At 57.5% G+C, this 25,066-nt stretch carries 23 protein-coding genes; 5 read left to right on the top strand and 18 right to left on the bottom strand.

Annotated features, from left to right (window positions below; all coding sequences use genetic code 11):
- From R6T97_RS13915 to R6T97_RS13900, 4 genes are all read left to right on the top strand, one after another.
- Positions 1-453 (top strand): ABC transporter permease subunit (locus R6T97_RS13915; RefSeq protein WP_410349896.1); only part of this gene is annotated, 453 nt, incomplete at its 5' end.
- Positions 454-484: 31 nt separating this feature from the next.
- On the top strand, positions 485-1,420 hold the full coding sequence (locus tag R6T97_RS13910) for a glycine betaine ABC transporter substrate-binding protein (RefSeq protein WP_410349895.1): 936 nt from the start codon (positions 485-487) through the stop codon (positions 1,418-1,420).
- Positions 1,421-1,514: 94 nt separating this feature from the next.
- A complete protein-coding gene (locus tag R6T97_RS13905; RefSeq protein ID WP_410349894.1) occupies positions 1,515-2,747 on the top strand; it encodes an aminomethyltransferase family protein in 1,233 nt (410 codons plus the stop codon).
- 355 nt (positions 2,748-3,102) lie between these two features.
- The gene (locus tag R6T97_RS13900) at positions 3,103-3,426 is read left to right on the top strand and encodes a hypothetical protein (protein WP_410349893.1); all 324 of its coding nucleotides are present in this window, start codon (positions 3,103-3,105) and stop codon (positions 3,424-3,426) included.
- Positions 3,427-3,620: 194 nt separating this feature from the next.
- Here R6T97_RS13900 and R6T97_RS13895 read toward each other — a convergent pair whose 3' ends face one another.
- The 10 genes from R6T97_RS13895 to R6T97_RS13850 form a co-directional block, all read right to left on the bottom strand.
- On the bottom strand, positions 3,621-4,451 hold the full coding sequence (locus R6T97_RS13895; protein WP_410349892.1) for a 3-keto-5-aminohexanoate cleavage protein: 831 nt from the start codon (positions 4,449-4,451) through the stop codon (positions 3,621-3,623).
- 3 nt (positions 4,452-4,454) lie between these two features.
- Entirely contained in the window at positions 4,455-5,927 is a 1,473-nt protein-coding gene (locus R6T97_RS13890; protein WP_410349891.1) for an NAD-dependent succinate-semialdehyde dehydrogenase, read from the bottom strand.
- Complete coding sequence (locus R6T97_RS13885) at positions 5,924-7,303, bottom strand: aminotransferase class III-fold pyridoxal phosphate-dependent enzyme (protein WP_410349890.1); 1,380 nt, start codon at positions 7,301-7,303, stop codon at positions 5,924-5,926. The genes R6T97_RS13890 and R6T97_RS13885 overlap by 4 nt, the downstream gene beginning before the upstream one ends.
- The gene (locus R6T97_RS13880) at positions 7,300-7,992 is read right to left on the bottom strand and encodes an SDR family NAD(P)-dependent oxidoreductase (protein WP_410349889.1); all 693 of its coding nucleotides are present in this window, start codon (positions 7,990-7,992) and stop codon (positions 7,300-7,302) included. Before R6T97_RS13880 ends, R6T97_RS13885 begins: the two co-directional genes overlap by 4 nt.
- Entirely contained in the window at positions 7,992-8,777 is a 786-nt protein-coding gene (locus R6T97_RS13875) for an SDR family oxidoreductase (RefSeq protein WP_410349888.1), read from the bottom strand. Before R6T97_RS13875 ends, R6T97_RS13880 begins: the two co-directional genes overlap by 1 nt.
- 32 nt (positions 8,778-8,809) lie before the next feature.
- Entirely contained in the window at positions 8,810-9,694 is an 885-nt protein-coding gene (locus R6T97_RS13870) for a dihydrodipicolinate synthase family protein (RefSeq protein WP_410349887.1), read from the bottom strand.
- A gap of 35 nt (positions 9,695-9,729) precedes the next feature.
- Entirely contained in the window at positions 9,730-10,860 is a 1,131-nt protein-coding gene (locus tag R6T97_RS13865; protein ID WP_410349886.1) for an ABC transporter ATP-binding protein, read from the bottom strand.
- Positions 10,861-10,863: 3 nt separating this feature from the next.
- Entirely contained in the window at positions 10,864-11,691 is an 828-nt protein-coding gene (locus R6T97_RS13860) for a carbohydrate ABC transporter permease (protein ID WP_410349885.1), read from the bottom strand.
- Positions 11,691-12,587: a carbohydrate ABC transporter permease gene (locus R6T97_RS13855; protein WP_410349884.1), complete on the bottom strand. Its 897-nt coding sequence runs from the start codon at positions 12,585-12,587 to the stop codon at positions 11,691-11,693. Before R6T97_RS13855 ends, R6T97_RS13860 begins: the two co-directional genes overlap by 1 nt.
- 72 nt (positions 12,588-12,659) lie before the next feature.
- Positions 12,660-13,967 (bottom strand): ABC transporter substrate-binding protein, encoded by a 1,308-nt coding sequence (locus tag R6T97_RS13850; RefSeq protein ID WP_410349883.1) that lies wholly within the window; start codon positions 13,965-13,967, stop codon positions 12,660-12,662.
- 224 nt (positions 13,968-14,191) lie between these two features.
- On the opposite strand from R6T97_RS13850, the gene R6T97_RS13845 reads away from it, so the two are divergent.
- Positions 14,192-15,055 (top strand): IclR family transcriptional regulator C-terminal domain-containing protein, encoded by an 864-nt coding sequence (locus tag R6T97_RS13845; protein WP_410349882.1) that lies wholly within the window; start codon positions 14,192-14,194, stop codon positions 15,053-15,055.
- Here R6T97_RS13845 and R6T97_RS13840 read toward each other — a convergent pair.
- From R6T97_RS13840 to R6T97_RS13805, 8 genes are all read right to left on the bottom strand, one after another.
- On the bottom strand, positions 15,052-16,179 hold the full coding sequence (locus R6T97_RS13840; RefSeq protein ID WP_410349881.1) for an NAD(P)/FAD-dependent oxidoreductase: 1,128 nt from the start codon (positions 16,177-16,179) through the stop codon (positions 15,052-15,054). The two genes, R6T97_RS13845 and R6T97_RS13840, sit on opposite strands and share 4 nt — an antisense overlap.
- Entirely contained in the window at positions 16,166-17,827 is a 1,662-nt protein-coding gene (locus tag R6T97_RS13835; protein WP_410349880.1) for an FAD-dependent oxidoreductase, read from the bottom strand. The genes R6T97_RS13840 and R6T97_RS13835 overlap by 14 nt, the downstream gene beginning before the upstream one ends.
- Positions 17,820-18,767, bottom strand: coding sequence for a 3-hydroxyacyl-CoA dehydrogenase NAD-binding domain-containing protein (locus tag R6T97_RS13830; RefSeq protein ID WP_410349879.1), 948 nt, complete (start codon positions 18,765-18,767; stop codon positions 17,820-17,822). Before R6T97_RS13830 ends, R6T97_RS13835 begins: the two co-directional genes overlap by 8 nt.
- A 183-nt stretch (positions 18,768-18,950) precedes the next feature.
- Positions 18,951-19,790 carry a sugar phosphate isomerase/epimerase family protein gene (locus tag R6T97_RS13825; protein ID WP_410349878.1) on the bottom strand — a complete coding sequence of 280 codons (840 nt, stop codon included), beginning with the start codon at positions 19,788-19,790 and terminating at the stop codon, positions 18,951-18,953.
- A gap of 323 nt (positions 19,791-20,113) precedes the next feature.
- Positions 20,114-21,676, bottom strand: coding sequence for an aminomethyl-transferring glycine dehydrogenase subunit GcvPB (gene gcvPB, locus R6T97_RS13820; RefSeq protein ID WP_410349877.1), 1,563 nt, complete (start codon positions 21,674-21,676; stop codon positions 20,114-20,116).
- Complete coding sequence (gene gcvPA / locus R6T97_RS13815; protein ID WP_410349876.1) at positions 21,673-23,079, bottom strand: aminomethyl-transferring glycine dehydrogenase subunit GcvPA; 1,407 nt, start codon at positions 23,077-23,079, stop codon at positions 21,673-21,675. Before gcvPA ends, gcvPB begins: the two co-directional genes overlap by 4 nt.
- A gap of 98 nt (positions 23,080-23,177) precedes the next feature.
- Positions 23,178-24,290, bottom strand: a complete 1,113-nt coding sequence (locus R6T97_RS13810) for an ATP-NAD kinase family protein (RefSeq protein ID WP_410349875.1) — start codon at positions 24,288-24,290, stop codon at positions 23,178-23,180.
- Positions 24,291-24,916: 626 nt separating this feature from the next.
- Positions 24,917-25,066 carry an Arm DNA-binding domain-containing protein gene (locus tag R6T97_RS13805; RefSeq protein ID WP_410349897.1) on the bottom strand — a complete coding sequence of 50 codons (150 nt, stop codon included), beginning with the start codon at positions 25,064-25,066 and terminating at the stop codon, positions 24,917-24,919.

Here is a 25,066-nt window from a genome sequence, read left to right as displayed (position 1 = left end):
CAGACCATGCCCGCCTTTGTCTATCTGGTGCCAGTGATCATGCTGTTTGGCGGCAACCTTGTTGCTGCGCTGATTGCGACGGTGATCTATGCCTTGCCGCCGCTGGTGCGGATCGGCGCAATGGGTTTCCGTGATATTCCCGCCGAAGTGGACGAAGCGGTCAGATGCTTTGGCACCGGCCCATTGCACGGGTTTTTCCGCATACGCCTGCCGCTGGCGGTCCCAGCGCTGGTTGCCGGGCTGAACCAGTCCATCATGATGGCGCTGGCGATGCAGGTCATCACTCCGCTGATCGGCGGGGGCGGGCTGGGCCGTGAAATCTACCACGGTCTTGGGCTGGCTGATTCAGGCCGCGCGCTGGTTGCGGGGATCTGTGTCGTTCTGATGGCAATCCTGCTTGACCGCGCACTGACATGTCTGGCGCAGAAAAAATCAAAACTATTCCACCGATGATGACCACACCCAATCTGAAAAGGAAGTGAACATGAAATACCCATATCGAAATCTGTTGGCGATTGGCGCAGTGACCCTTTCGCCGCTTGCTGCGACTCCGGCTTTTGCGGATGATCCGGTCAAGATCGCACAGGCCGACTGGACCGGTCCGGTCGTGGTCTGTGGGATCATCGCAAAAATCCTGACTGATGAAATGGGCGTCAGCGTCCGCCAGACACCGCTGCCGGTTGGCCCTGTCACGCACGAGGCGGTGATTGCCGGTGACATTGATCTGGGATGCGAGGACTGGCCCTCTTATAACCAGACGAAGGAAACGTTTATCGCTGAATTTGGTGGTGACGGAAGCGTGCGCTACCTTGGGGAAACCGGCAACGAAGGCAATACAGGTTATTTTGTGCCGCGCTACATGGTCGAAGGTGACAATGCCGTTACACCCGATCTGAAGTCGGTCACGGATCTGAACAATTACGTCGATCTGATGAAGGGGCTTGAAACCGGAGATCGCGGCCGGTTGATCGGATGCCCGGTGGTGAACTGGGCCTGCGAGGATCAGGCTCGTCTGGATACGCTGGGGGTGAATTTCCAGGCGGTCGAGCTGGGATCGGAAACAGCGCATTGGGCCGAAATGAAAGCTCGCTACCAGCGCGGGGAACCATTTGTGGCCTATGCGTGGGAACCGCACTGGATTCATGCCGAACTGGATCTGGTGGAACTGGACATGCCTGCCTATGATGAAGCGCAGTGGCCTGCGACTGACTGGCCCAATGATATTCCCTTCAACTATGGTTCGCTGCACCTTGAGGAAGAACATCCCCAAACCGCTCAGCTTGTCCGCAATGTGAAGATCACCAATGCGATCCAGTCACCGATGATCTTTGCCATAGATATCAACGGCATGGATCCCGATGACGTCATTGCAGACTGGATGGCGGCGAACGAGGATATCTGGCGGACCTGGCTGCCCTGATCTGAACAAAAACCTGTCTGCCGGGGGGGCAACCCCCCGTGCAAATTGATCCCACAGCACCTGTTGCGTGCCTGCGGCCAAGAGGAATGAACCCATGTTACAAAAGTCGATTGTGCAGCAACGATGCGGCACGCCATTTCACGAACGCACGTCTAAACTGACCCAGACAACCTGGTGGTATGGATGGTCACAGTATTTGATCCCGGATGTATTCTCAACGGTGGAGGAAGAAGTTGCCGCAATCCGTACCGCGGTTGCCATGATCGACATGTCACCGTTGCCGAAGGTAGATTTCAAAGGCCCTGATGCGATCCGCTTTTTCGATTATCTGACCGTGCGGAGCATGGCGAAGAATAGTATCGGGCACGTGCAATATACCTGTTGGACAAACGAAAAGGGCGCGTTGATCACCGACGGGCTGGGGTTTCGGCTGGCCGAAGATCATATCCTTGTTTCCTCTGACACCAGTATCAATTGGTTCCGGCAGAATGCCAAAGGCTTTGATGTAGAACTGGTCGATCGCACCGACGATTATGGCGTGCTGTCGCTGCAGGGGCCGCAATCGCGGGCGGTTCTGACGGATGCGACGGGCGAGGACTGGTCAGATTTCCCGTTCTGCCGAATCCGCCATGTGATGATTGGCGGCGCGCAGGTCTTTGTTGCACGGCAGGGCTTTACCGGCGAGCTGGGCTATGAAATATGGGTCAACCGCACCGATGGCACCACCGTTTGGGATGCGATCTGGCAGGCGGGCCTTGCCTATGGCGTCAAGCCGGCGGGCGAATATGCGCTGGACGTCGCGCGGATGGAAGCAGGACTGACCCTCGCGTCGTCGGATTATACCAATATCGGTCCTGACGGACGTAGCGCGCATGTGGTGGTGCGCCCCGATGAAACATCATCCCCGTTCGAGGTGGGGCTTGGTGGGTTGGTGCATGTGAATAAGGGCGATTTTATCGGCCGCGCAGCGCTGACCGCCGAAAAAGAGACAGGACCAAAGCGCAGGTTTGTCGGGCTAGAGCTGGAATGGCAGGATATTGTTGATCATTACGCCGCCAAAGGGCTGCCTCCAGAAATTGCGCCGCGCGTGCGCTGGGATGCAATGAAGGCGCAGTCGGATGGAAAAACGATTGGACGGGCAACATCGGCCACGTGGAGCCCTACCTTGGACAAGCTGATTGCCTTTGGCTGCATTGACATCGATCTGACTGAAACAGGAACGCAGATCGTCGTGGACTGGACCGATCAATGGGGCAAACCTGTTGGGTCGGTGCGGGCGCGTGTTGTCGATCTGCCGTTTATCACAGTGGCGCGGGCGACAGCCTGATGCAAACCCGTCCCGTCCGGTGTGGCCGGACGGGACGGACATACGCCCGCAGGTGGGAATGGGCAAAACTTGGAACCTATTTACGATGATATCGCGATTGCTGAAATAGAAAGACCGTCATGGATAGACGGAGTATTCTCGAAACAACTTTTGAAAACGGAACCAAACGATCTCTTTCTTGGGCAGTTGCCGCTTTGCCCCCAATCGGGCTCTGCCTCAATCTGTTTGATAGAGCGGCAGCACTGAGCAGGTCACCACTATGACCCCTTCTATATGTGCGCGAAAATCCTGCAGCCGCCGATGCCAGCATCCGTGTCGTCGTCGCGACTGCACAGCAAAGTCTAGGCAGATGCCCTTGGGTGACAGCGTGCCGGATACAATGCACCCGCCGGTCACGGTTCTTTCAACACCCCGGACCGAAACATCGCTCTCGGGCGACCAGTGCTTCTTCGAGCTCACAACTATCCCTCCTGAATTTTCCAGTTTCAGGATAGTTGCGCCATACGGATTGAGGCTGAACCGACTTAAGGGCAACGCGACAGCATTGGTCGCGCTGGCGCGGCGCATTGGTGTTGTTCTTCATCGCATGGAGCGGGACGGCACAGAGTTCAATCACGCAACCCGACCAATCATTGATGGCATTCAGACAGTATTAGGTGCTTGGAAGCGAAATATTTAAGGCTGCTTGACTGCGGCCCTTCGCGGACCGCCTGCGAACTGCCGGGAAACCACCTAAAGTTGTTATCACAGCCGTCGCCCGTAAACTTGTGACGATTGTCAAAGCGTTGTCCAAGTCTCGTCTGAAATGGATCAATCAAGCCGCCTGAAAAATACTGTTACCAGACGCTTTGGGGCCAGTCTTGTGGTGCAGTGTTACCCATGTGCCAGCCCGAGGATATTGCGCGTTACTTGCCAAGTCGCGACGTGGCGTTCGTATTTATCGCATAAGTCTGCTGCGCGTTGGACCAGTGCCGCGTTAGACGGGGCCAGCGTATTACGATCAAGGCGCACGTTGTCTTCCAGTCCGGTGCGGGTGTGACCCCCCTTTGAAATGGCCCATTCACTGACGCGATGTTGCGACGCGCCGATACCAGCCGCGCACCACAGTGCGTCAGGGGCAAGCCTTTTCAGCGTTTCAATATAAAAATCAAAGATCGGTTCATCCGCGGGCATGGCATTTTTAACGCCCATGACAAACTGCACGTAGAGGGGTGATTTCAGGCGTCCGTCAGCGGCCATGCGCGCAGCTTGCACAATGTGCGACAGATCGAACGCTTCGATTTCCGGCTTTACCTTGTTGGCGGCCATCTCGCCAGCGAGCCAGTCTACCAGATCGGGGCTGTTTTCATATACACGTGTGGGGAAGTTGTTGGATCCCACAGTTAGCGACGCCATATCCGGCGCAAGGTGCAACATGCCACCGCGTTCGCGGCCCGAACCGGACCGCCCGCCTGTTGAAAACTGGATGACCATGCCTGGACAGTGAGTCTCCAGCCCTTCCTTCAGGCGCGCAAACCGGTCGGGGTCAGATGTCGGTTTGCCGGCGTCATCGCGCACATGGCAATGCGCAATCGTGGCACCCGCCTCGAACGCAGCCTGCGTGCTTTCTATCTGCTCCGAAATGGTAATCGGAACAGCTGGATTGTTATCCTTGGTCGGCAAGGAACCGGTAATGGCAACGCAGATGATGCAGGGGTTGGACATGGATCAGAGTCCGCCGATGCAGGTATATTTCGTTTCAAGGTAGTCATCGATACCCTGCCACGATCCTTCCTTTCCAAGACCAGACTCCTTTAGACCGCCAAACGGGATTTCAGGCATCACGATCAGGACTTCGTTGATCCCGATCAACCCGTATTCCAGTTTGTCCTGCAGGCGGAACATGCGTGACAGATCTTGGGTATAGGCGTAGCAGGCCAGCCCGAAATTCGTGTCATTGGCCGATGCAATGACGTCGCTTTCGCTCTCAAACCGATAGATCGGCGCGATAGGGCCGAAAATTTCCTCGGTCGTCACGCGCATGTCGGGGGTCGCATCGGATATCACGGTGGGCTGGAAAAACAGTCCGCCCCGATCATGCGGGGCACCGCCAGTTACCAGATTACCACCTTTGGCCAAGGAATCGGCTACCAGACTTTTGATTTTGGCAAGCGCCTGAGTGTCGACCAATGGGCCTTGCTCGGCACCTTCTTCGTTGCCCGGGGCTACTTTTAAAGCGGCGACGCGCGCGGCGAACGCCTCCACAAAGCGATCATAGATACCGGCCTGAACAAACAAGCGGTTGGTGCAAATGCAAGTCTGGCCGGCATTGCGGAATTTGGCAATCAGGGCACCGTTGACCGCTGCATCAATATCGGCGTCGTCAAAAACGATAAAGGGTGCATTACCGCCAAGTTCCATCGACATGCGCTTGACCGTGCCAGACGCCTGCGCCAGCAGTTGCTTTCCGATTTCTGTCGAGCCGGTAAAGGTAATCTTGCGCACTTTCGGGTTGGCGGTGATTTCCGCACCGATCGCGCGTGCGCTGCCGGTCACGATATTCACCACACCGGGCGGGAAGCCGCATTGTTCTGCCAAGTGTCCCCAGACAAGGGCGGAGAGGGGCGTCGCGCTGGCGGGTTTGACGACCACGGTGCAGCCCGCTGCCAGTGCAGGCCCCAGTTTGCGTGCCAACATCGAGGACGGGAAATTCCACGGTGTGATTGCGGCAACAACGCCGACTGGATGACGCGTGGTCATCAGTTTGCGCCCCGCGACGGGCGACGGAATGACAGCGCCGTCGGTCCGGCGCGCCTCTTCTGCGAACCACAACACATATGCAGCAGACGACGCTACCTCTGCCCGTGCCTCGGCCAGGGGTTTGCCCTGTTCGGCGGTCATCATGGCTGCCATCGGTTCGAGATTGTCCAGAATGGCATCGTGCAATTTGCGCATCAACGCCACGCGCTGGCCAAGCGGCATTGCGGCGTACGCCGGGAACGCTGCATCTGCGGCATCGATTGCGCAGCGGGTCTCTTCAGTACCTGCATTTGGCACAGTAGCGATGACCTCGCCCGTCGCAGGGTCGGTGACATCGAACGTCTTGCCATTGTCGGCATCGACCCATTGGCCGTTGATCAGGTTTTGTTGACGGATCAGCGGGCCAAATCCTGTATCTGCAAGTCGCAGGGGGCTGTTCATGACAAGACCTCGTGTGTTGCGGCGCGCAGCGCCTTGACGACGATGTCGATCTCGTCGCGCGTAATGCTAAGTGGCGGGGCAAAGCCCACGATGTTGCCTTCGGGCATGGGGCGGGCAATGACACCAAGACGGGACATCGCTTCGGAGATTTGCGGGCCGACAGTCATTGGCGCAAACCAGTCGCGGGCTTTGGGGTCTTTCATGAATTCAACCGCGACCATAAGGCCGACGCCGCGCACTTCGGCCACGTTGGGATGATCGCCGACGGCATCTTTCACGGCCTGCAAAAGATAGGCGCCGTTGTCGCGCGCGTTGTCCACCAATGACAGCCTATCCACCAGATCAAGCGTTGCAATACCTGCAGCAGCACTCAGCGGGTGGGCAGAGTAGGTCCAGCCATGGGCAAGTGCGCCAAAGTCGGTCGTTCCCTGTTTGAGAATATCAAACACCCGCTGGGACATGATAGAGCCGGACAGTGGTGCGTAGGCAGATGTCAGCCCTTTGGCGATCGTCATGAAATCCGGTCGCAATCCGAAGTGTTGCGACCCAAACATAGATCCGGTGCGCCCGAAACCGGTCACCACCTCGTCGGCGATCAGCAAGATGTCGTGACGGTCCAGCACCTCTTGCACACGGGCCCAGTAACCCTCGGGTGGGGGAATCAATCCGCCCGTTCCCATCGCGGGTTCACCGACAAAGGCGCAGACGGTTTCCGGCCCCGCATCCATGATCATGCCCTCGAGTTCTGCGATCAAGAAGTCGAGATAGTCAGCCTCGGTCATGTCGTCGTCCGGGCGACGCAGGTAGTGGGGGCAATGGGTGTGTAGGAAACCGTCTAGCGGCAAGTGGAACCGCGCATGGTACGCGGCCAGTCCGGTCATCGAACCGGACACCAGACCGGACCCGTGGTAGGCGCGCCAACGGCTGATGATCTTGCGCTTTTCAGGTTTGCCACGCAGGATGTTGTAATGCCACGCAAGTTTGACGTTGGTTTCGTTCGCATCCGACCCTGAAAGTCCAAAGTAGACGCGCGCCATATGATCTGGCGCACGGTCCATGACCATTTTGGCCAGTTTGATGGCCGGTTCGTTTCCGTGACCCGCAAAGGCGTGGAAAAACGCCAACTTGTTGACCTGTTCGGAAATCGCATCAGCAATTTCCGTGCGCCCGTATCCTGCGTTCACACAATAAAGTGCCGCGAAAGCATCAAGAAATTCGTTGCCGTCGCGGTCGGTAATATAAACGCCCTTCCCGCCAGTAATGATCCGGCCGGGCGTGGTTCCGTCCGCATGGTTGGCGGTGTGCGTCGTTGGATGGAAAAGGTTGTCGCGATCCCACGCGGCAAGCGTGTCGTTCAGCTGTGCGTCCGGTATCATATCAGGCTCTCATATCGGGTGTTGGCGACCAGTTCCGGCACACTGGCCTGATTGGGCAGGGCAAGCAGCATGGTCACCAGTCCCGCAACAGTTTCGGGTGTCAGGCGGTCGGCCTTTGGTGTCACGCCGGGAATGTTCGCAATCAGATCCGTGTCGATCGCACCGGGGCACAGGGCCGTGGCACGCACACCGTCTTCATAACCGGCGGCACGGGTGGCTTGTGTCAGGACGTGCAGCGCGTGCTTGGTCATTGAATATCCGATGGAGGTACCCTGACGAAACCGTTTGGCATCCGTCGATGCTATATTGATGACGCGGCCCCGTCCGCAGGCGCGCAAATGGGGCATCGCCGCCTTGATTAGTCGGAACGGTGCCTTGACGTTGATGGCCCAAAGATCGTCCAGATCATCCTCGGTGCCTTGTTCGAAGTCGACCATCCGCAAGATACCGGCGTTGTTGACAATCGCCGTCAATTCGCCGTGCTCAGCGACCGTTGCATCGACCCATGCGGCGGCAGAAGCCTGATCGGTGGCATCAAACGGATGCGCTGATACTGCATCCCCGAACTGATTGGCCTGCGTCAGATCCCGCAGGCCAAGGGACACAGTCCACCCTTCCTCAATCAACGCGCGGGTAATCGCGGCCCCAAGGCCCCGACCGCCACCAGACACCATGACAACTTTTGGCATCAGAACAGTCCCTGGTATACGCCACCGTCATTCACAATGTTCTGACCGGTCGTGAATCCGGCTTGGCTGGAACACAGGAACGCGATCAGGTCGCCACATTCGGCAGGGTCGGCAAAGCGTCCCGCAGGGCAGTTATCCAGTCGGTTCTGCACAATGGCCTCATAGGTGGTGTTGCCGCGTTCAGCGTGGCCGTGCAGGTTTGTTTGTAGCGCGTCGGTGTCGAACAAGCCCGGGCAGACGGAATTGATAGTCACATTGTGGCCGATCAACTCACGTGTCATGGCCGCCGTCGCCCCCGACAGCGCAAGGCGCGCGGCGTGGGTATGGGCAAACCCGACTTGCGGGAATTTGATGAAACTGACCGACATGTTCACGATGCGTCCGAATTTACGGTCTTTCATACCGGGTGCGACCGCTTGGATCATCTCGATCGACGACATGAAATGCACTTCCATCCAGTAGCGCCAGTCGTCCGGCGTGATTTGGTCGTAGGGGGTTGGCACCTGCCGCACACCGGGGTTGTTCACCAGGATGTCACATTTGCCGCCTGCGGCATCTAGTATTGCGGCGCGACCTTCAGCGGTGTTGAAATCGACCGGAACGGCAGTCGCCTCTACCCCGAACTCGTCACGAATTGATTGCGCCGCCTCTTCCAGCGGGCCTTCGGTGCGGGCGTTCATAATTACTGAAACGCCTTCGCGGGCGAGCGAGCGGGCAGCGGCAAGCCCCAGCCCGCGACTCGCGGCGGCGACGATTGCTGTTCGCCCTGACAAACCAAGATCCATTTGTAGTACTCCTTAGATATTTCTAGCGGGTTTCAGGCGACGCGCTGTTTTGGCGAAACCAGTTGTTCCATGCCGGCCAGCAGTTCATCAAGGGACGACCCTGTGAGCGGACGTAGCGGTGGACGCAAAGACCCTGCACCCGGCAGACCGGCCGCGTTCATCACTGCTTTGGTGGCGGGGTACAGCGTGCGACCGTTGGCGGTATACAGGTCGGTCATTGCGATGCCTGTCTTCTGAAGCTCCCAGGCTTCGTCAACGCGACCCGCGGCCGTAGCGTGCCAGATTTGCATGCAGTCGGTCCAGACGTTTGGAAAGCAGTCGATATGCCCGTCTGCCCCTGCGAGCGAGGCCGCGACACCGAGCGTCGAGGAAGGGCCACAAAAGACGCGAACACGGTCTTTGACGGCAGCCAGCGTGCGGTGAAAATTCCCCCAGTCACCGCTGCTTTCCTTGATTGCAACGACGTTGTCCAAGTCGACGAGTATGTCTGCAATCTCGGGCGTGATCGCGTTTCCCGCATTTCCGGGAATGTTATACAGAACGACAGGAAGCGTTGCCTTGTCGTTGATCGCCTCAAAATGGGCGATCATCTCTGATTTGGTTAGATGGACAAAATAGGGCGGCAAGACCAGAGCGCCGTCCGCACCCGCGCCGCGTGCGGCGTCGATCTGTTCGATCACCTCGGCTTGCGAAATCGCACCTGTTCCTATGATGGCCGTTCCGCGACCTTGGCAAGACGCTACGGTCAGTTCGGCCAGCCGCAAACGTTCTTTGAATGACAGGGCCCAGAATTCACCGGTGCATCCCGCAGCGACGATGCCGGTTGCGCCGGCATCTAGCAAGCGGTCCATATTCGCTGTGTAGCTTTCGTCGTCCAATGCGTAGTCGGCACGAAATGCGGTGGTAACCGCAGGCATGGGCCCGCTCCAAGAAATGCTGTCTCTGTTCATGATTAGGTTCCCGATTTTACGGTTGTTAGGTTGGTTTTTTTGGTGGAGATCGGTGCGACAGGGACATTCAGTCGTTCGCCATGTGTGCCGGGGGCAAAAATGTGGGCAAAACTGGTGTCAAATGACAGTTGCACTGTTTCACCGATCGCCCAGCTTCGTGGGGCAGGGACGCGGCCCTTCAGGCGTTGGCCGCCTTCCAGTCCGATGATGACTATGTTTTCGTGCCCTGTTTTCTCAACGACCTGAACAACGCCCGACACAGGGCCACTGCCGATGTTGACGTGTTCAGGGCGCACGCCGAAACAGGCAGGGCCCGCTTTGGCAGACTCGTTCAACGGACCTACAGGCAGCGTCATACCGGGCGCGGTAAATGTCCATGACCCGTTCTTTTCTGCAAGCTCACCGTCCATCAGGGTCATCCCTGGGGTACCGATGAAGCTGGCGACAAAGCGGTTGGCGGGTTCGGCATAGACTTCGGCAGGGGACGCGAACTGTTGCAGCTTGCCGCCCTCCATAACCGCGATCCGGTCGGACATCGTCATTGCTTCAAGCTGGTCGTGTGTCACGTAAACCATGGTGCGACCAAGACGATGGTGCAGCTCGACCAGTTCAACGCGCATGTAGCCGCGCAATTTCGCATCAAGGTTGGACAGCGGTTCGTCCAGCAAGAACACTTGCGGGTCACGGACCAGCGCGCGCCCCAATGCGACACGTTGCTGTTGACCACCCGAAAGCTGGCGCGGCTTGTGTTTCAGCAGCGGCGTCAGTTGCAACAGATCGGCCGTTTTCGCAACCGCCGCCTCGCGCTCGGCTCTTTTGACGCCCCGCTTTTTCAGCGGATAGGCCATGTTATCGCCTACCGTCATGTGCGGGTAAAGCGCGTAGGACTGGAACACCATTGCGATGTCGCGCTCACCGGGGGCAAGATCATTGACAACGCGGTCCCCGATGCGGATTTCGCCCGAGCTTGGAAATTCCAAACCCGCCAGCATCCGCAATGTTGTCGTCTTGCCGCAACCGGACGGGCCGAGCAGCGCGACAAATTCGCCTTCTTTGATATTCAGGTCCAGACCATGGACCGCAGTAAAGGCTCCGAATTTTTTCTGAACCTTGGAAAAGACCACTTCGGCCATGGATTATCCTTTCACCCCGCCGGCACCGAAGCCGCGGGTTAGATAGCTTTGCAGGAAGGCGAAAACGATGATCAGCGGCACCGACATCATCACAGACGCTGCCATCAGCAGTGACCATTCGATGTTGAAGCTGGAGATCAGCATGTTCATTACGCCGGTCGTCAACGGGCGTGATGCGTCCGAATTCACGAGAACCAGAGCGTAGAGGTATTCGTTCCAGCTGAGAATAAACGTGAAAAGAGCGGTCGAGATGATACCGGGAAGAAGCTGTGGCAGGATCACGTCGCGAAACGCGCCCATGCGTGTCGCCCCGTCGCACAGTGCCGCACTTTCCAGATCTTCGGGAATACCGGCCATGAATGACCGCAAAAGCCACAGCGCGTAAGGCAGCGCAAATGTGGTGTAGGCGATCACAAGGCTGAAGATCGTATTGGACACGCCCAGACCCACCAAAAGCAGGTAAAGCGGAATGATGAGGACGACCGAAGGCAATAGGTAGGTGAACAGCACCAGAAACGCGAGGCTTTCGCGGCCGCGGTATTTGAACCGCACAAGGCTGAATGCTCCGAGCGTTGCAACGGCGACAACGACAAGGGTGGTTGCCGACGACAAGATAATCGAATTGCGGAAATAGACGAGGAAATTGGTATCGCTCAGTAGCTTCCAGTAGTGTTCTAACGTCCAAGTCTCAGGCATGATCGTGGGCGGTCGGCGGAACAGTTCAAAACCGGGTTTGAGCGACGTGACCAGCATCCAGAACAGTGGAAAGGCAACTGCAAGGACGATAGACCAGGCAAAAAGGTTGAACAGGATTTTCTTGAATGTAGGCATTACACGCCCTCGTCATTTTTTGTGCGGCGGATATAGACAAGCATGAAAACCAGCATAATCAGCATCATGACAACGGCGTAGGCTGACGCCATGCCCATATCGTTAAGCGCAAAGGCTTCTTGATAAACCAGAAGCGGCAAGGTCTGCGTGTCATCCAGTGGTCCACCGCCGGTGAGAAGATAGATCATGTCGAATTCTTTGAAATCCCAGATGGCGCGCAGCATGATAATCACGACCAGCACGTCGCGCAGTTGCGGCAAAGTAACGTCAAAAAACCGTGCTATCGGACCAGCACCGTCGATCTTGGCGGCCTCGTAAAGCGCTTCCGGAATGGACTGAAGTCGCGCAAGAACGGCAATGACAACAAAGGGAAAGTACTTCCAGGCACCCACCAGAATGACCGAGATCATCGCATTGGGCATGGTGCCAAGAAAATCCATCGGAAACTCGATGATGCCGACCTTCACCAGGAAATGGTTTAGTATGCCGTAAAGGTCGTTGAACAGCCATTTCCAGACCAGAACCGCAACGACGGTAGAGATGAAATAGGGAAACAGGATCAGTGAACGGGCGAGACTGCGAAACCAGATATTCTGATGCAGCACCAAGGCGATGCCGATACCCAGAATGATCTGCAAAGACAGCGTGCCGACCGTCCAGATCAACGTATTGCCAAGTGCGTTCCAGAATCTACCGGATTGCAATAGCTCGGAATAGTTGCTGATGCCGACCCATTCACCTTCCAGAGTGGGCGTAAAGACGCTGTAAAACGACAGATAGATCGCCGAGAAAAGCGGATAGACAATGACCGCACAGAAAATAAGAACTGTGGGCGCAATCAATGCCATGCCAAGCGCCGCGTAGCGTCTCTCGAGCAGTGTTTTGTGAGTAGACATAGGGGACTTTCATTATCTGGCCGCTCCGATACCGGAGCGGCCACTTTCACGTGCAAGAAGACTTGGCGCTGGTCAGCCCTGCATGATCTGTTCGATAGTGGTTGATGCGTTGCTGATCGCTTCGTCCACGTTATCGCCGTTCAGAACGACCCGCTGAACCAGATCCGCGATGACGTTGGATCCGATGATCTCGCCGGCTTTGTCATTGGAGGCGTGATCGGCGCTCTCGTAGCCTAGGTTGAACCCGCCGGCGGCAGCGGCTGCCATCAGATCTACTTCTTCGGGGTATTTCTGGATGATATCGTTGTCCTGATACAGCGGGTTGCTATTGATCGATTCAATCACTGGCAAAACGTGGCCCGGCGCAGCATGCAATTGCTGGATGTAACCTTCCGGATCAAACAGGAAGGCAGCAAACATCTTGGCTGCGTCCTTGTTCTGCGACTGGGCAGGAATGAACACGGATGGGAAGTCGTTGAATGTCCAGGCGGCTACGTCTTCGGAAATGCGTGGGTAGGTTACGCAGGTGATATGATCTGCAAGTGACGGGTTCTGGTCGCGCACGTTGGCCAAAACACGGCCTGTATAAATGCCGCTTGCCGTCGCGCCGGAAACGAATCCTGTCAGGCTTTCACCCCACGAATAGTTGGTGGCACCCGGTGGGCAATACGCACGCATCTCGCGGTAGAATTCCAGTGCATTGCGGGTGCCTTCGTTGTCGATGGCAACCTGTAGATCTGGCGAAAACACCTGTCCGCCGGCCTGATGAATAAAGCCGATAAAGATCAGCGATGTCATAGAGTTGCTGCCGTAGGGCAGGGGCGCGCCGTAGATGCCCCCCGTTTGCATCGCGGCCATCGCTGCGCGCATTTCGTCCCATGTCACGGGGGCTTTGTCGATGCCGGCCTGTTCCATCAGATCTGTGCGCAGCCACATCATGTTGGCGGCAGAGTTGCCGATGCCCGTGCCGCAATAATTGCCGTCAGATGTGCGAAAGACGTCGTTGGCGCCCGGATAGAAATCATCCGCGCCGATTGCGTTGATAACGTCGTCGAAGGGTTCGACCATTCCGTTGGCGTAGTAGGACTGGACTGCGAAGGATGGCAGGTGCGTGACAACATCTGGAACTTCACCAGACGAGAATGCAGCGGCAAGTTGCGGTGCGTACCCTTCATCGGATGTGGTTTCGAAGACTACAGTGATTTCAGGGTGCAAAGCTTGGAACTTCGCAATCTGGAATTGGTAGGCCGCGACTTGGGCCGGCGCACCTTGTGGCGACCACCAGCGAATAGTCGTGTCGGACTGCGCACGCGCCTTTATTGGCATCGTTGCCATTGCTGTCGTTGCAGTCAGCCCCATCAGTGCAGTGCGGCGCGTCATGTTGCCCGCATTCCTTGGTAGTTTAATCACGGTTATCTCCCATCGGTTCAATTGTTCGCATAACGAACTATTGTGCGATCATTGATCGTAATTGCGAGTCGCGCAACCATAAAATTCATAAAACTGTGGATTCGATCTTGTGGAATCTTGTGATAGGAAAGACCGAACACAAATTGCAGGGCAAAATCGATGGTGTGCCCGCAACCGCGCTGCAAGGAAAACGCATGGCAGATATAGCAAAGAAGAAACAGACTGCCGCAAAGGCAACTGGAAGGTCCGGTTTGATGACTGCCGTCGCCGAGATTGATGAAAGTCTTGTGGATGATGCGGTTAGCTCGCGCGACTACGTCAATTCTTTGGCGCGGGGGCTTGAAGTGCTTCGGGCGTTCAACCGCACACGCCGGAAAATGACGCTGTCAGAGGTGGCTACGGAAACCGGCAATACGCGTGCAGGTGCGCGACGCATTCTGTTGACGCTGGTGCGCGAAGGGTATGCGGTGGCCGATGGCCGCCTTTTTGATTTGACGCCCCAAGTACTGGAACTTGGTTTTTCGGTTCTGTCATCCAAAGGTGCCTGGGACATTGCGCGACCCTTTATCGAACATCTGTCCGCAGACATTCGCGAAAGTGTCTCGGCCGCTGTTTTGGATGACTACAGCGTCGTCTATGTCAGTGGCACGCAGTTTCACCGTGTCATCAGCGTCGGCATCACGGTTGGTCGACGTTTTCCTGCACATGCAACCGCGACCGGCCGGGTCCTGCTGTCGTCGTTACCTGACGAACAATGGCCCGAAATGCTTGATGCGATTACGCTCACCCGCATGACCGATCGCACCGTGACGGACAAAAAGGAATTTGCGAAAATTCTGGAACATGTTCGCAAGCAAGGCTGGGCGCTTGTCAATCAAGAACTGGAAGTGGGCCTTATGTCGATTGCTGTTCCTGTCTACCGCACGTCGGGCAGCATTATCGGTGCCATCAATGTAGGCATTCCCACACTTCGCATGACGCCGGAAGGCATGGTGGACGAGATTTTGCCAAAGCTGCAGGCAACGGTTGAGGACATATCGAACGCGCTTCGCCGTTAATTGCTAAATCGTCGGGGAGAAAACCTGTCGACATCAACGTCCGGTGGTATGCCCATTACCATTTGCGCAGCGATACGGCCAACTAACGGGCCAAGCGTGTAGCCCGCGTCCCCGGGAATCGCCATGGTGACCCGGTCCGCATCGGGCAGGGGGCCGATGACGGATGCACCGTCAATCGTTGTGTTCATGCCGGCCCATGTGCGGATCACGCGCAGGTTGGAAATGGCAGGTGCTAGTCGTGCCGCCAGTGCCACATTGCGTAGCATCGAATCCGGTCGCACAGTGGGTGTGGTATTGCGGCCCGTGGCCGTAGCGGGCCATCCGCCCCCGATCACGATCTGGCCGGTTCCGAATTGTTTCAGCGTGATCGATCGTTCAGCATGCTGTACAAGATGATTAATGCAAGGGGCAGCCGGTTCGGTGATATTCATATGCAACGGTTCGGCCTTTGTCGGCAACGTCACACCAAATCCGGCGACCAAAGGGCCAGTGCCCCATGCTGCGGCGACGATCACCTGCTCACTCGTCAGGGTGTCTTGTTGGGTCTCTACCTCCACCCCGTGCGGCGTCGTGCGGACCTGCATGACCCGTTGCGCGAACCTTGCCACTCCAGCCGCCTCGGCACGCATCCTGAGAAGTCGACTGGCGATCAGGGGGTTCAGTTTCCCTTCGTCACGGCACAGTTCGGCGCCGATGATCTGCGGCCCAAGCCACGGCGCGATCTCATCAAGTTCGGAACGGTTCAGGATGTCCACTGAAAGCCCCTGCGCGATTTCCCGTTCCGCCTTTTTGGCCAGAAACGCAAGCTGCTCTTCGGTTTCCGCCAGCATCAAACCGCCCTTTCGAACAAGTTCCACGCCGCCAAGCGCCGCGTCCAGCCTGACCCATTCATCTGCCGCCGCACGGTAAAACGGCAATGCCGCTTCAAGATTGGGAACCTGATCGGGATACAGCCGCATAAAGCGGCTTTGCATTTGGACGTGCAGCGATCCGGCATTGGTGTCCGATCCGGCATTTACTCCTTCGTCCACCAGCGCGACCGATGCGCCCGCCTCGGCCAGCGTGACTGCGGCCAGCGTTCCGCAGACACCGCCACCAACGACAATGAAGTCAGTCTTTGGCATTTACAGCCTCTTCGGCGGCAAGTATCGCGGAAATTGCGACGGGTTTGATCGGCACACGCGGTGCGAAAAAGCTGAGGTCCTCGATTGGTTTGCCTGTCGTTTCGGCCACTAAGCGCGCCGCCACCGGCCCGCAATACCGGCCCTGACAGCGGCCCATGCCAACCCGTGTTGCCCGCTTGAGCGTGCCTGCGTGTCCGGGTTTGTCATCCAGACCTACGCATATGTCCTCAAGCGTCAGTTCCTCGCAGCGGCAGATGATCGTATCGTGGGGCAGGTCCGTGATCTTGCGCGGTGCGATGTCATAAAGCGGCCAAAGCCGCGATTGAAAGCGACGGTGACGCGCCAGTCTGCGATGCATACCTCGCAGGGCATGGGCACCTGCGAACCCCGATGCAGCCGCCGCATGGGTGCCCGCGATTGTGCCTTCTTCACGTGCCGCTGGTGCGCCACCTAGTCCCTTGCAGTCGCCCACGGCGTAAAGCCCGCGAATGTTCGTTCGCATGGCGTCGTCCGTCTGGCACCGCAGGTGTCCCATGGCGGCATCATACTGCATCGAAACACCCAAAAGGCGCAGAATTTCATTCTGCGGTTCGAAGCCGGCGTTCATGCAAACTGCATCTACCTCTACCGTGTCTTGCATGCCGCCCGGGTTCTGAAACGTCGCGGCAAGCGCGCCCTTATGCTGCGTCACGCTGACAAGCTCACAAGAATTTCGGGCAGTCGCGCCCAAACGCCTGAGGGCGATTTCCATTTTAAGCCCTTTGATCGCGAGGGCGGGGCCGGACATCGCCATGATCGCCGCGCGCAGGGGACGGGTGACAGGGTGCGGTGCGCGTTCTGCCAACCTCACGATCTTTGCGCCGCCACGGGCAAGTTCAACCGCGACCTGAAGGTTCAGCGGTCCTGATCCGCAGATTGCTACACGCTTTCCGGCAAGCGACTGATAGCTGCGCCAAAGAGTTTGCGCCGCGCCGGTTGTCATCACCCCCGGCAGGGTCCAGCCGGGAACGATAACGGGGCGTTCATAGGCCCCCGTAGCAACTATGGCCGTTTTCGGGCGGGCAATGATTGGGTTCTCGTCCTGTTGCGCCATGAACAAAAGATCATCGAAAGCGCCCCAGATTTCGACGCCCGTTAGAATGGTGACGCCAGCGGATTTGGCATCGGCCACAAGATCTGCGCCTTGACGTTGTTGTGCGTCCAGCAGCGCCCCATCGGCAGACTGTTTATAGTATTGCCCACCAGACACTTTGCGTTCGTCCAGAACCACGACATCGGCACCTGCGCGCGCCGCAGCTATGGCCGCCGACAAACCGCCAGCGCCGCCGCCGATCACCAGCACATCGGGTGACAGGTTGATCGGTTCGCCCAGCGCATATGCCTTGCCGGAAAATTCCGGGAAAGGCACCTGTTGCGTAACGATCATATTGTTCTTTGCGGGTGACATGCAGGCACGCTGGTTCGGTTGCCCGTCGACGGTGACAAGACAGTCCTGACACACTCCCATGCCGCAAAACATGCCTCTGTCCGCCGACTTTGCTGTGGTGCGAAATGAGCGATGTCCCGCGTCCGTCAGTGCCGCTGCGAGGCTCTGGCCTTGTTGGGCCTTGACGGTCTGGCCATCAAATGAAAATTGGATTTCAATCATCGTTGGCGTCTTTCAGAAGTGCGTCTCTTGTCGCGACAAGGCTGGCGACAGCTTGGGCGCGCCAGGCGACGCGGTTCGCAATCTGGTCATGTCGCAGTAACGCGCGGCGTTCGTCAACGACCTGCGTCACAAGATCGTCATTCCAGTCTACAGTTTCGCCGCGGGCTTCGCCCATCCGCTTGTAGGCGGGGCCCATCCGGTCTGCATGGGCGCGGATCCCGCCGGGTGTGTTCAGTTCGGCGGTCTCGAACGGGCCGGACAGCGCCCAACGTGGCCCAAGGCCCAGCCGCATGATGTTGTCAATTCCGGCAACATCGGTAACACCTTCCTGAACCAACCGGTAGGCCTCTCGCAGCACGGCACCCTGCAGGCGGTTCAGAACAAAACCTTCGATTTCATGCCCAAGGAGGACCGTCGCAAACCCTGCGGCCTGAAACATCTGGTCTGCCGCCTGCATAATTTGTGCGGTCGTGCCTTGGGCGGGGACAAGTTCGATGACGCGCAATACCGATGGCGGATTGACCGGATGTGCGACAAGGCAGCGCGCCTGATCTGCGGGTTCAGGAACAATGCACGAAACGGTAATGGCGGAAGATGCAGTGGCAAGAACGGTGTCGGCACCAGTTTTTCGCAGGAGGTCGGCAAAAATTGCTTGCTTGATCGCAAGATTTTCGGGGCCGCATTCAATGATCATCGCAGCCTTGCCTAAATGGTCGTCTGCGGTGTCTGCAACATCGACTGATGCGGGGGTGCCACGGGCCAATCCGGCCTTGGCAATTGCCGTGCGCTGTTGCGCCAAGGTCGCATGGACCGACAGGCGCCGTTCTGCCTTTGGATCGACGATGACGACGGGTGCACCAGCCTCTGACAGAGTGGCCGCAAATGCGACGCCGATAGAGCCTGCACCAAGAATTACGATGGGGGACTTTCTAAGTGACATATTCGGGTCTCCGTGAAGTTGTTCACCTAACGCACAGATGTGCGATGCAATCAATCTGGAAGTTGCAATTGAAGTGGGGCTAATAGAATGACCGATGATGTGGCAAACGTTGCACATTTTCAGGCGTTTGATGCTTCGACGGGGCTGACAGGACTTGTGCTGCCCCGTCGAAGCAAGGCTGACCTAGGCGCGACCTTTCCAGCCGTGTGCCGCCAGAATGTCGTGACTGGCGCGGATATCACCGTCCGGATCGGCGCCCGGTTGCAGCGCGTCAGTGATGATTTCCATCACGGTCACACCTGTATAGTCGATGTCGTCCAGTGCCTTGGCAACAGGGGCGGGGTCAACAATGCCTGTACCAAGACGTTCGTGTTTGAATTCGTCATAGCCTGAATCCGAAATATGAACGTTCTTGCACATGTCGCCCAGCAACCTGATGCCATCCGCTGGATCTTCCTTGATGAACGCCGCATTGCACACATCGTAATTGACGCCAATTTCAGGCCCGATCAATTTGGCTGTGTCGATCATGTCCTGCACCGTTGGCAGATAGGTAAACGGCACATTTTCCAGCAAAAGCTGCACGCCGGTCCCTTTGGAATAGGCTACCAGTTCCTGCATACCTTCGACGAACCAGTTTAGCATCCAGTCGTGTGGCGGGTTGATCAGGCTGTTTACCGGACCGGGGATTGCGACGACATAGGGACATTCCCATTCTGCTGCCAGATCGATCGCTTCTTTATAGCGGTCCAATGTGTAGGCGCGCATCAGTCGGTCGACGCCGTTGGGGTTATTGTCCAGCGCTGGATAGCAAAAACTGGAAAATTTACCGCCTTCGCCGTTGAGCCATGCCTTATATTCGCGACGGTCCTTTGTGGTCAGTTCGCGTGGCCAGCAATGGGGAGGAAAGATCATCATTTCATAAGTATCAAATCCCAGCGTTTTCAGATGCTTGAGTGCATCAAGTCCGCTGTGGGAATACAGGAAGGGAAATGTACTGGCTGCGAGTTGATGTTGGGGCATTTTCTAGCTTTCTACTTGTCGGGATTTATGTGCCTTGTTCAAATAACGCACAAACGTTACCATAACGCACACACTACACCGGGGTCGCTGCGCGGATCAATCTCATTTTCGCAAGGTGTTTCCAGCGCATGACCAGCCACTTGTTTTGCGCTTTCGACTCAGATGGCGTCAGCGCACCCAACCGCATTGTGGTTGCCCAAATGTGGTCGGGCAGATGCGGGCGGTGGGGCGCTTGGGTCAACTGCACACTGGACTGGCACCCCGTCCCTGGCGAAAAGCCGGATGCACCGGGGTTCCATCCTCGCGGATTAGCGCGGCGGGGGTCATTCAACTTTTGCGCCTGACCCGTTCGCCCCACCGAATTTGCGCTGGTAGGCCCGCCATGTGATCGCCCATTTCTGCGGATCCTCAAAGACGTCGCCGTTTACTTGTGCGACCGGCTGGTTGTGCGGTGCGGATTTTACCATATCGGGATCAGTTCGCGCCTCGTCCGCGATTTTGGCGATGACATTGATCCACAGGTCGATATCCTCTTTCGACCACAACTCGCCCGCCTCCGGGGTGAAGGGTTCGGGGACAATCCAGGGTTCGTGGCTCATCCAGAATGGATCAATCCCGTAGTCGGCCATACGGTTGGCGACGTCGACGGTACCGATTCCGGTTTCTTCGCACAGAGGGGCAAAGGACCAGCGTGTCATCTCCATCCGATTGGCAGTAATGTCGGGGTTTGACTTGGCCAGACCGGGGATTTGGGACAAGCGTTTGTCCATATAGTTATTGGCTACGACTGAAATGTCCGAGGCAAGGTTGATCCCCTCGGCCCCCATCCCGCGCGCCCATGCATAGGCTTTGACGACCTGCGGGACATTGCCCCAGAATTCGCGCACCTTGCCGGCCGATTTCGGGCGATCACCGTCAAGAATATAGGTGTCACCCTGTTTTGTCACGACCGGACAGGGGACATAAGGCGCCAGTTCGTCCGAGCAACCAAAGGCACCCACAGCGGGGCCGCCACCGGCCTTGGGCGCACCGAAGGTTTTGTGCAGCATGAACATGCAGGCATCAAAGCCCAGTTCGCGCGCCGACAGCTTGCCCATCACACCGTTAAAGTTCGCATGATCGTAAAAACAAAGTGCGCCTGCCTCTTTCGCCACGCGCACCCATTCTTTGATTTCGGGGTTGTAGATGCCCATATCGTCGGGGTTGTTAATCATAATCAGCGCAGTTTTGTCGCTGACCGCCGCCTTGAGCGCGTCCAGTGACGGATATCCGTTTTCTTCAAGCGGCAGGTTTACCACCTTAAATCCCGCAGCCGCGGCTGTGGCGGGGTTGCACGGGTGGGCCTGGATTGATGTCACCATTTCGGTGCGTTGGTCCAGCAGGCCTCGATCTGCCCAATATGCGCGTGCGACAATTGCCATTGTGTAGGCCGCATCGGCACCGCCACCGGCCTGAAAGATGAACTGATCCATGCCCGACAGCGACCGCAGAATATGGTCGAAGTCGTGGATTATGCTTAGCACGCCCTGAAGTGTGTCGGGGTGCTGGTAGGGGTGCACTTCAGCCAGCTCTGGACGCAGGGTCGCATATTCCGAGGTCTTGGAATTGTATTTCATCGTGCAGGTGCCGAAAAGGCTGACGCCCATCATGCCCAGTGTCATCTGGCTCAGGTGCAGGTAGTGGCGCTGCGCCTCGAATTCCGTAATCTCGGGTAACACGGGGCGATCTTGGCGCATCATGCCGGACGGGATCAGGTCCGCGCCGACCTCGCTTGCGATTTCGTCCTCGGGCGTCCGGAAAATCTGGCCGCGCCCGCCGGGGCGGCCCAATTCCATTACGACAGGTTCGTCCCATTTGGCGGCGTGAAACTCTGGCAAACGGCTCATGCGAGAACCTCCTTCAATGTATCTCTCAAGCGGCGGATATCAGCGGCGGTGTGAATTTCGGTGACGCAATAAAGGGACGATTGGCCAAGGTTCAGACCTTCGTTGGAAATGTCCTTTCCCCCAAAAATGCCGTGCGCGCGAAGGGCGTCGTTGATGTCGGACACGGTGCGCCCTGTGGCATCGAAATTCACGACAAATTCTTTAAAATGCCCGTCCGGCCAAGTCACCGACACGTTTGGAATACCGTCGAGCAGACGTGCCGCATATCGCGCCCGCGCCACGATCAGGCGGCCCAGTTCGGCAAAGCCGTCCGGCCCAAGCAAGCTCATGTAGACGGCACCGGCGATGGCCCACAAATAGGTGGAATTGCCCGTCCAGTCGTTGCCATCTTCGCGCATCCCGTAAGAGTTCTGGTGCGGACAGGCGAGGCCAAAGCCGAATTCGCCCACGCGGGCCGTATCCGCGATGGATACAAGAAATCCGTTATAGGTACGGACGTAGCGTTCTTCATCACGCGACGCGATGAACCCGCCAGCGCCGCCACCACACTGCATATGCACACCAAGTGGCTGTACGGGGCCAGTAACAATATCGGCACCGTAGTCGCCCGGCGCCATCATCACGCCAAGACTGGACGGATCAACACCGACAATCGTTTCGGCACCGGCTGCGCGGACGAGCTTGGCAATCTCGGCGGCGCCGGTTTCGATGGTGCCAAGATAGGCGGGGTTTTCAAAGTAGACTGCCGCAACATCATTGCCGATTTTCGATTCCAGATCACCCAGATCCAACCGGCCTGTCGCCGGATCAGCGGTCACAAGAACAACCTCGATACTGTCGTCCATCTCTGTCGGCTGGCAGTATGTCCGGATGACAGACAGGCGTTCGGGGTCGGACAACTGCGGCACAAGAACCTTCTTGCGTCCCGTCATGCGGGCGGCCATGCGTATGGCGTGGCCGATGGCGCAGCCCCATGAATAGACGGGCAATTGCACCACATCGAGGTTCAGCAGCGCCCCCAGTTGCGACGAAAATTCGAACCATGCCTGATTGCGCCCGTGGTCTGATTGATAACTGCCCCAGACGTTGGTCGCGAATTCTGTACGCCCGACGATTTCGTCGACGATGGCGGGGATATGGTGCTGCCATACGCCTGCTCCAAGAAAGCTTAGGTTACTTTCGCAGTCGCCGTTCCGTTTCAGGCGCGACACCAAATCGCGGCGCAATTCCATTTCGGATGTCAAGGCAGGTGGCATATCCAGTGGCGTCTTGCGGAAATGGTCCTGCGGTATTTGTTCAAACAGATCAGCGACCTGTGACACCCCGATCGTTGCGAGCATGTCGTCAATGGCGCCGGGGGCGGACAGGGCCATCCATGGATGTGACTTCGTTTCAGTGAGCATAAAGAGTTTCCTCGGTATCAGTGACTGGTGCCGTTACGGGGTGATTCTGGCCCGTGAGCCAAGATTTGCACAAAAGTTCGCATAACGCACATTCTGTTTCAACCCGCAGAAAGCCGCATCATGGTCTGGCGACCCTTGCCGGTGTGAACCCGAACAAACCCAGAAAATGCGGCATCCAAATCGGGATCGCCGCTGTCGATCCATAGAACCGGGTGCGCGAGGCCCCTGAGTTTATCGTCTGAGGCGAGAACGATCAGGCCGTCGCGTGTAGCGCGGCTCAGGACATCTGGGCTGATTTGCTGGTTGCCGCGTCCGATCAGGAATCCTTGCTGGCCTGTCACACCAAGAATGGCGCGTACCTTGCGTCCGGCTGTGATCATTTCAAGCTTCGCTGCGTCCACATCGCGCCCGACGACCGCACCATCGAGCATGACGTCAATGCCAAGCAGGGTCGGCGTGTACCCTGCGGCCTGTATGACCGCCCCTGCACTTGTGCCCGGCCCGATAATATAGGCGGTGTCGTGATCCATTCGGGCGACGATCTCTGCTGCGGCGTCGGCAAGGGCGGTGCCGGAATTGATCCGTGGGCCACCCTTTGCGGCCTGCATCCGGTTGCGCAACACCGGGACACGTGCGTACCCATACAAGGCGGGCGCAATATGCCCTTCCCGCAGCGCTTGTTCGTCAATATCCATGACTTCGGCAGCGTCATTCCACGTGATACGGTCGGGCATAAACAGCATATCAGCAACCATCGCCCCCGCAGCATCCGGCGTGACCGCAAACACGCCGGAATGCATTTTTACACCGCAGGGGATCCCCAGAATGGCTTGGTTCGGGGTTGTTGCAGCATCGACATCCCGTGCGGTTCCATCGCCCCCTGCAAATAGAACCACATCACAATCCGCCAGCGTTTTTACGGCAAGGTGCGTGTCGTTGGGTGTGCCGGTGGGGGCGGGCAAATCGGCGACGATCAGGTTGAGGCCAAGCCCTTCCGCCCATCTTGCACCCAGATCGCCCGCCGCAACGGTGAGGCACGCGTCGGGGGCACGACTGGCCAAACGCTGCAGCGCACGACGCGTCCGCAGGCCGGATTGCGGAACGGCACCGCGCTCCAGCGCCATGGCGACAGTGCCTGCGCCGTCGGTGCCTTTCAATCCAACACGTCCGCCCATCCCGGCGATCGGATTAACAACCAACCCTATTTTCATCGCAGTCCGGCTCCTTCGCAGCAACGCGGTTTGTGGTTATGTTCATAATGCGCACAGTTGTTCGCGCAATGAGAATGGCATGAGAATGAAATTAGAAAAAGCAAAGACTGGGCAAGATGTGCTGTTGCGGTGGCATGTCACCAGGCTTTGCCCGACGCGAACAGACAAGTGGCGGGTTCGTTTTGCCTTGGCAAAACAGATCGGAGTGGAAGCCACAGGTGTGGCTGGGTCCTGACATGCTCGCGAGGCGGGGAGCTGGGATGCAAGGCGCGACATCGCGGCAAAGCCGCGTGGCCGCATGGGCGACGGACCGCAGGGCTGTTGTCGCCTGGACAAGCGATGCCAAGCAGGGGAGGCCCTACGGCTAAACAAGCTGCGCTTTCTCACCAAGGTGAGAGTTTAAGTCAGGGACGGATCGCTAGGTGTTTGATTCCATGTTTTGATGGTGCGATCTTTTCTCAGGAACCTGTTCCCTTCTTAAGAGCCGCACTCGCTGATAGCGGGGGACGGGAATGGTGATCTGGGCTGGTGCGGCGGTTTGCGCAGGGTTGCCAAGCTGTACCTCCGCCTCCTGAACAATGGCATCGAAGATATGGCGCGCGGCACTTCCCGGCCGACCGCGAAACTTATGTCGAGTTCCTGAAAATCGGATTACCTGCATCCCGTGGCCGGCCATGGGACAGCAGTCGTTCTTTTCCAAAGTGGCGGTACTTTTGCTGCCATATCTTCGAACCGTTTGGCTTCACTAGGACAAACAAACCACCACCATCCGCCAG

Source organism: Yoonia sp. (assembly GCF_046498525.1).
GTDB lineage: Bacteria > Pseudomonadota > Alphaproteobacteria > Rhodobacterales > Rhodobacteraceae > Yoonia.
Note: the sequence above shows the minus strand (reverse complement) of the source record. Positions and strands in the feature narration are given on the sequence as shown.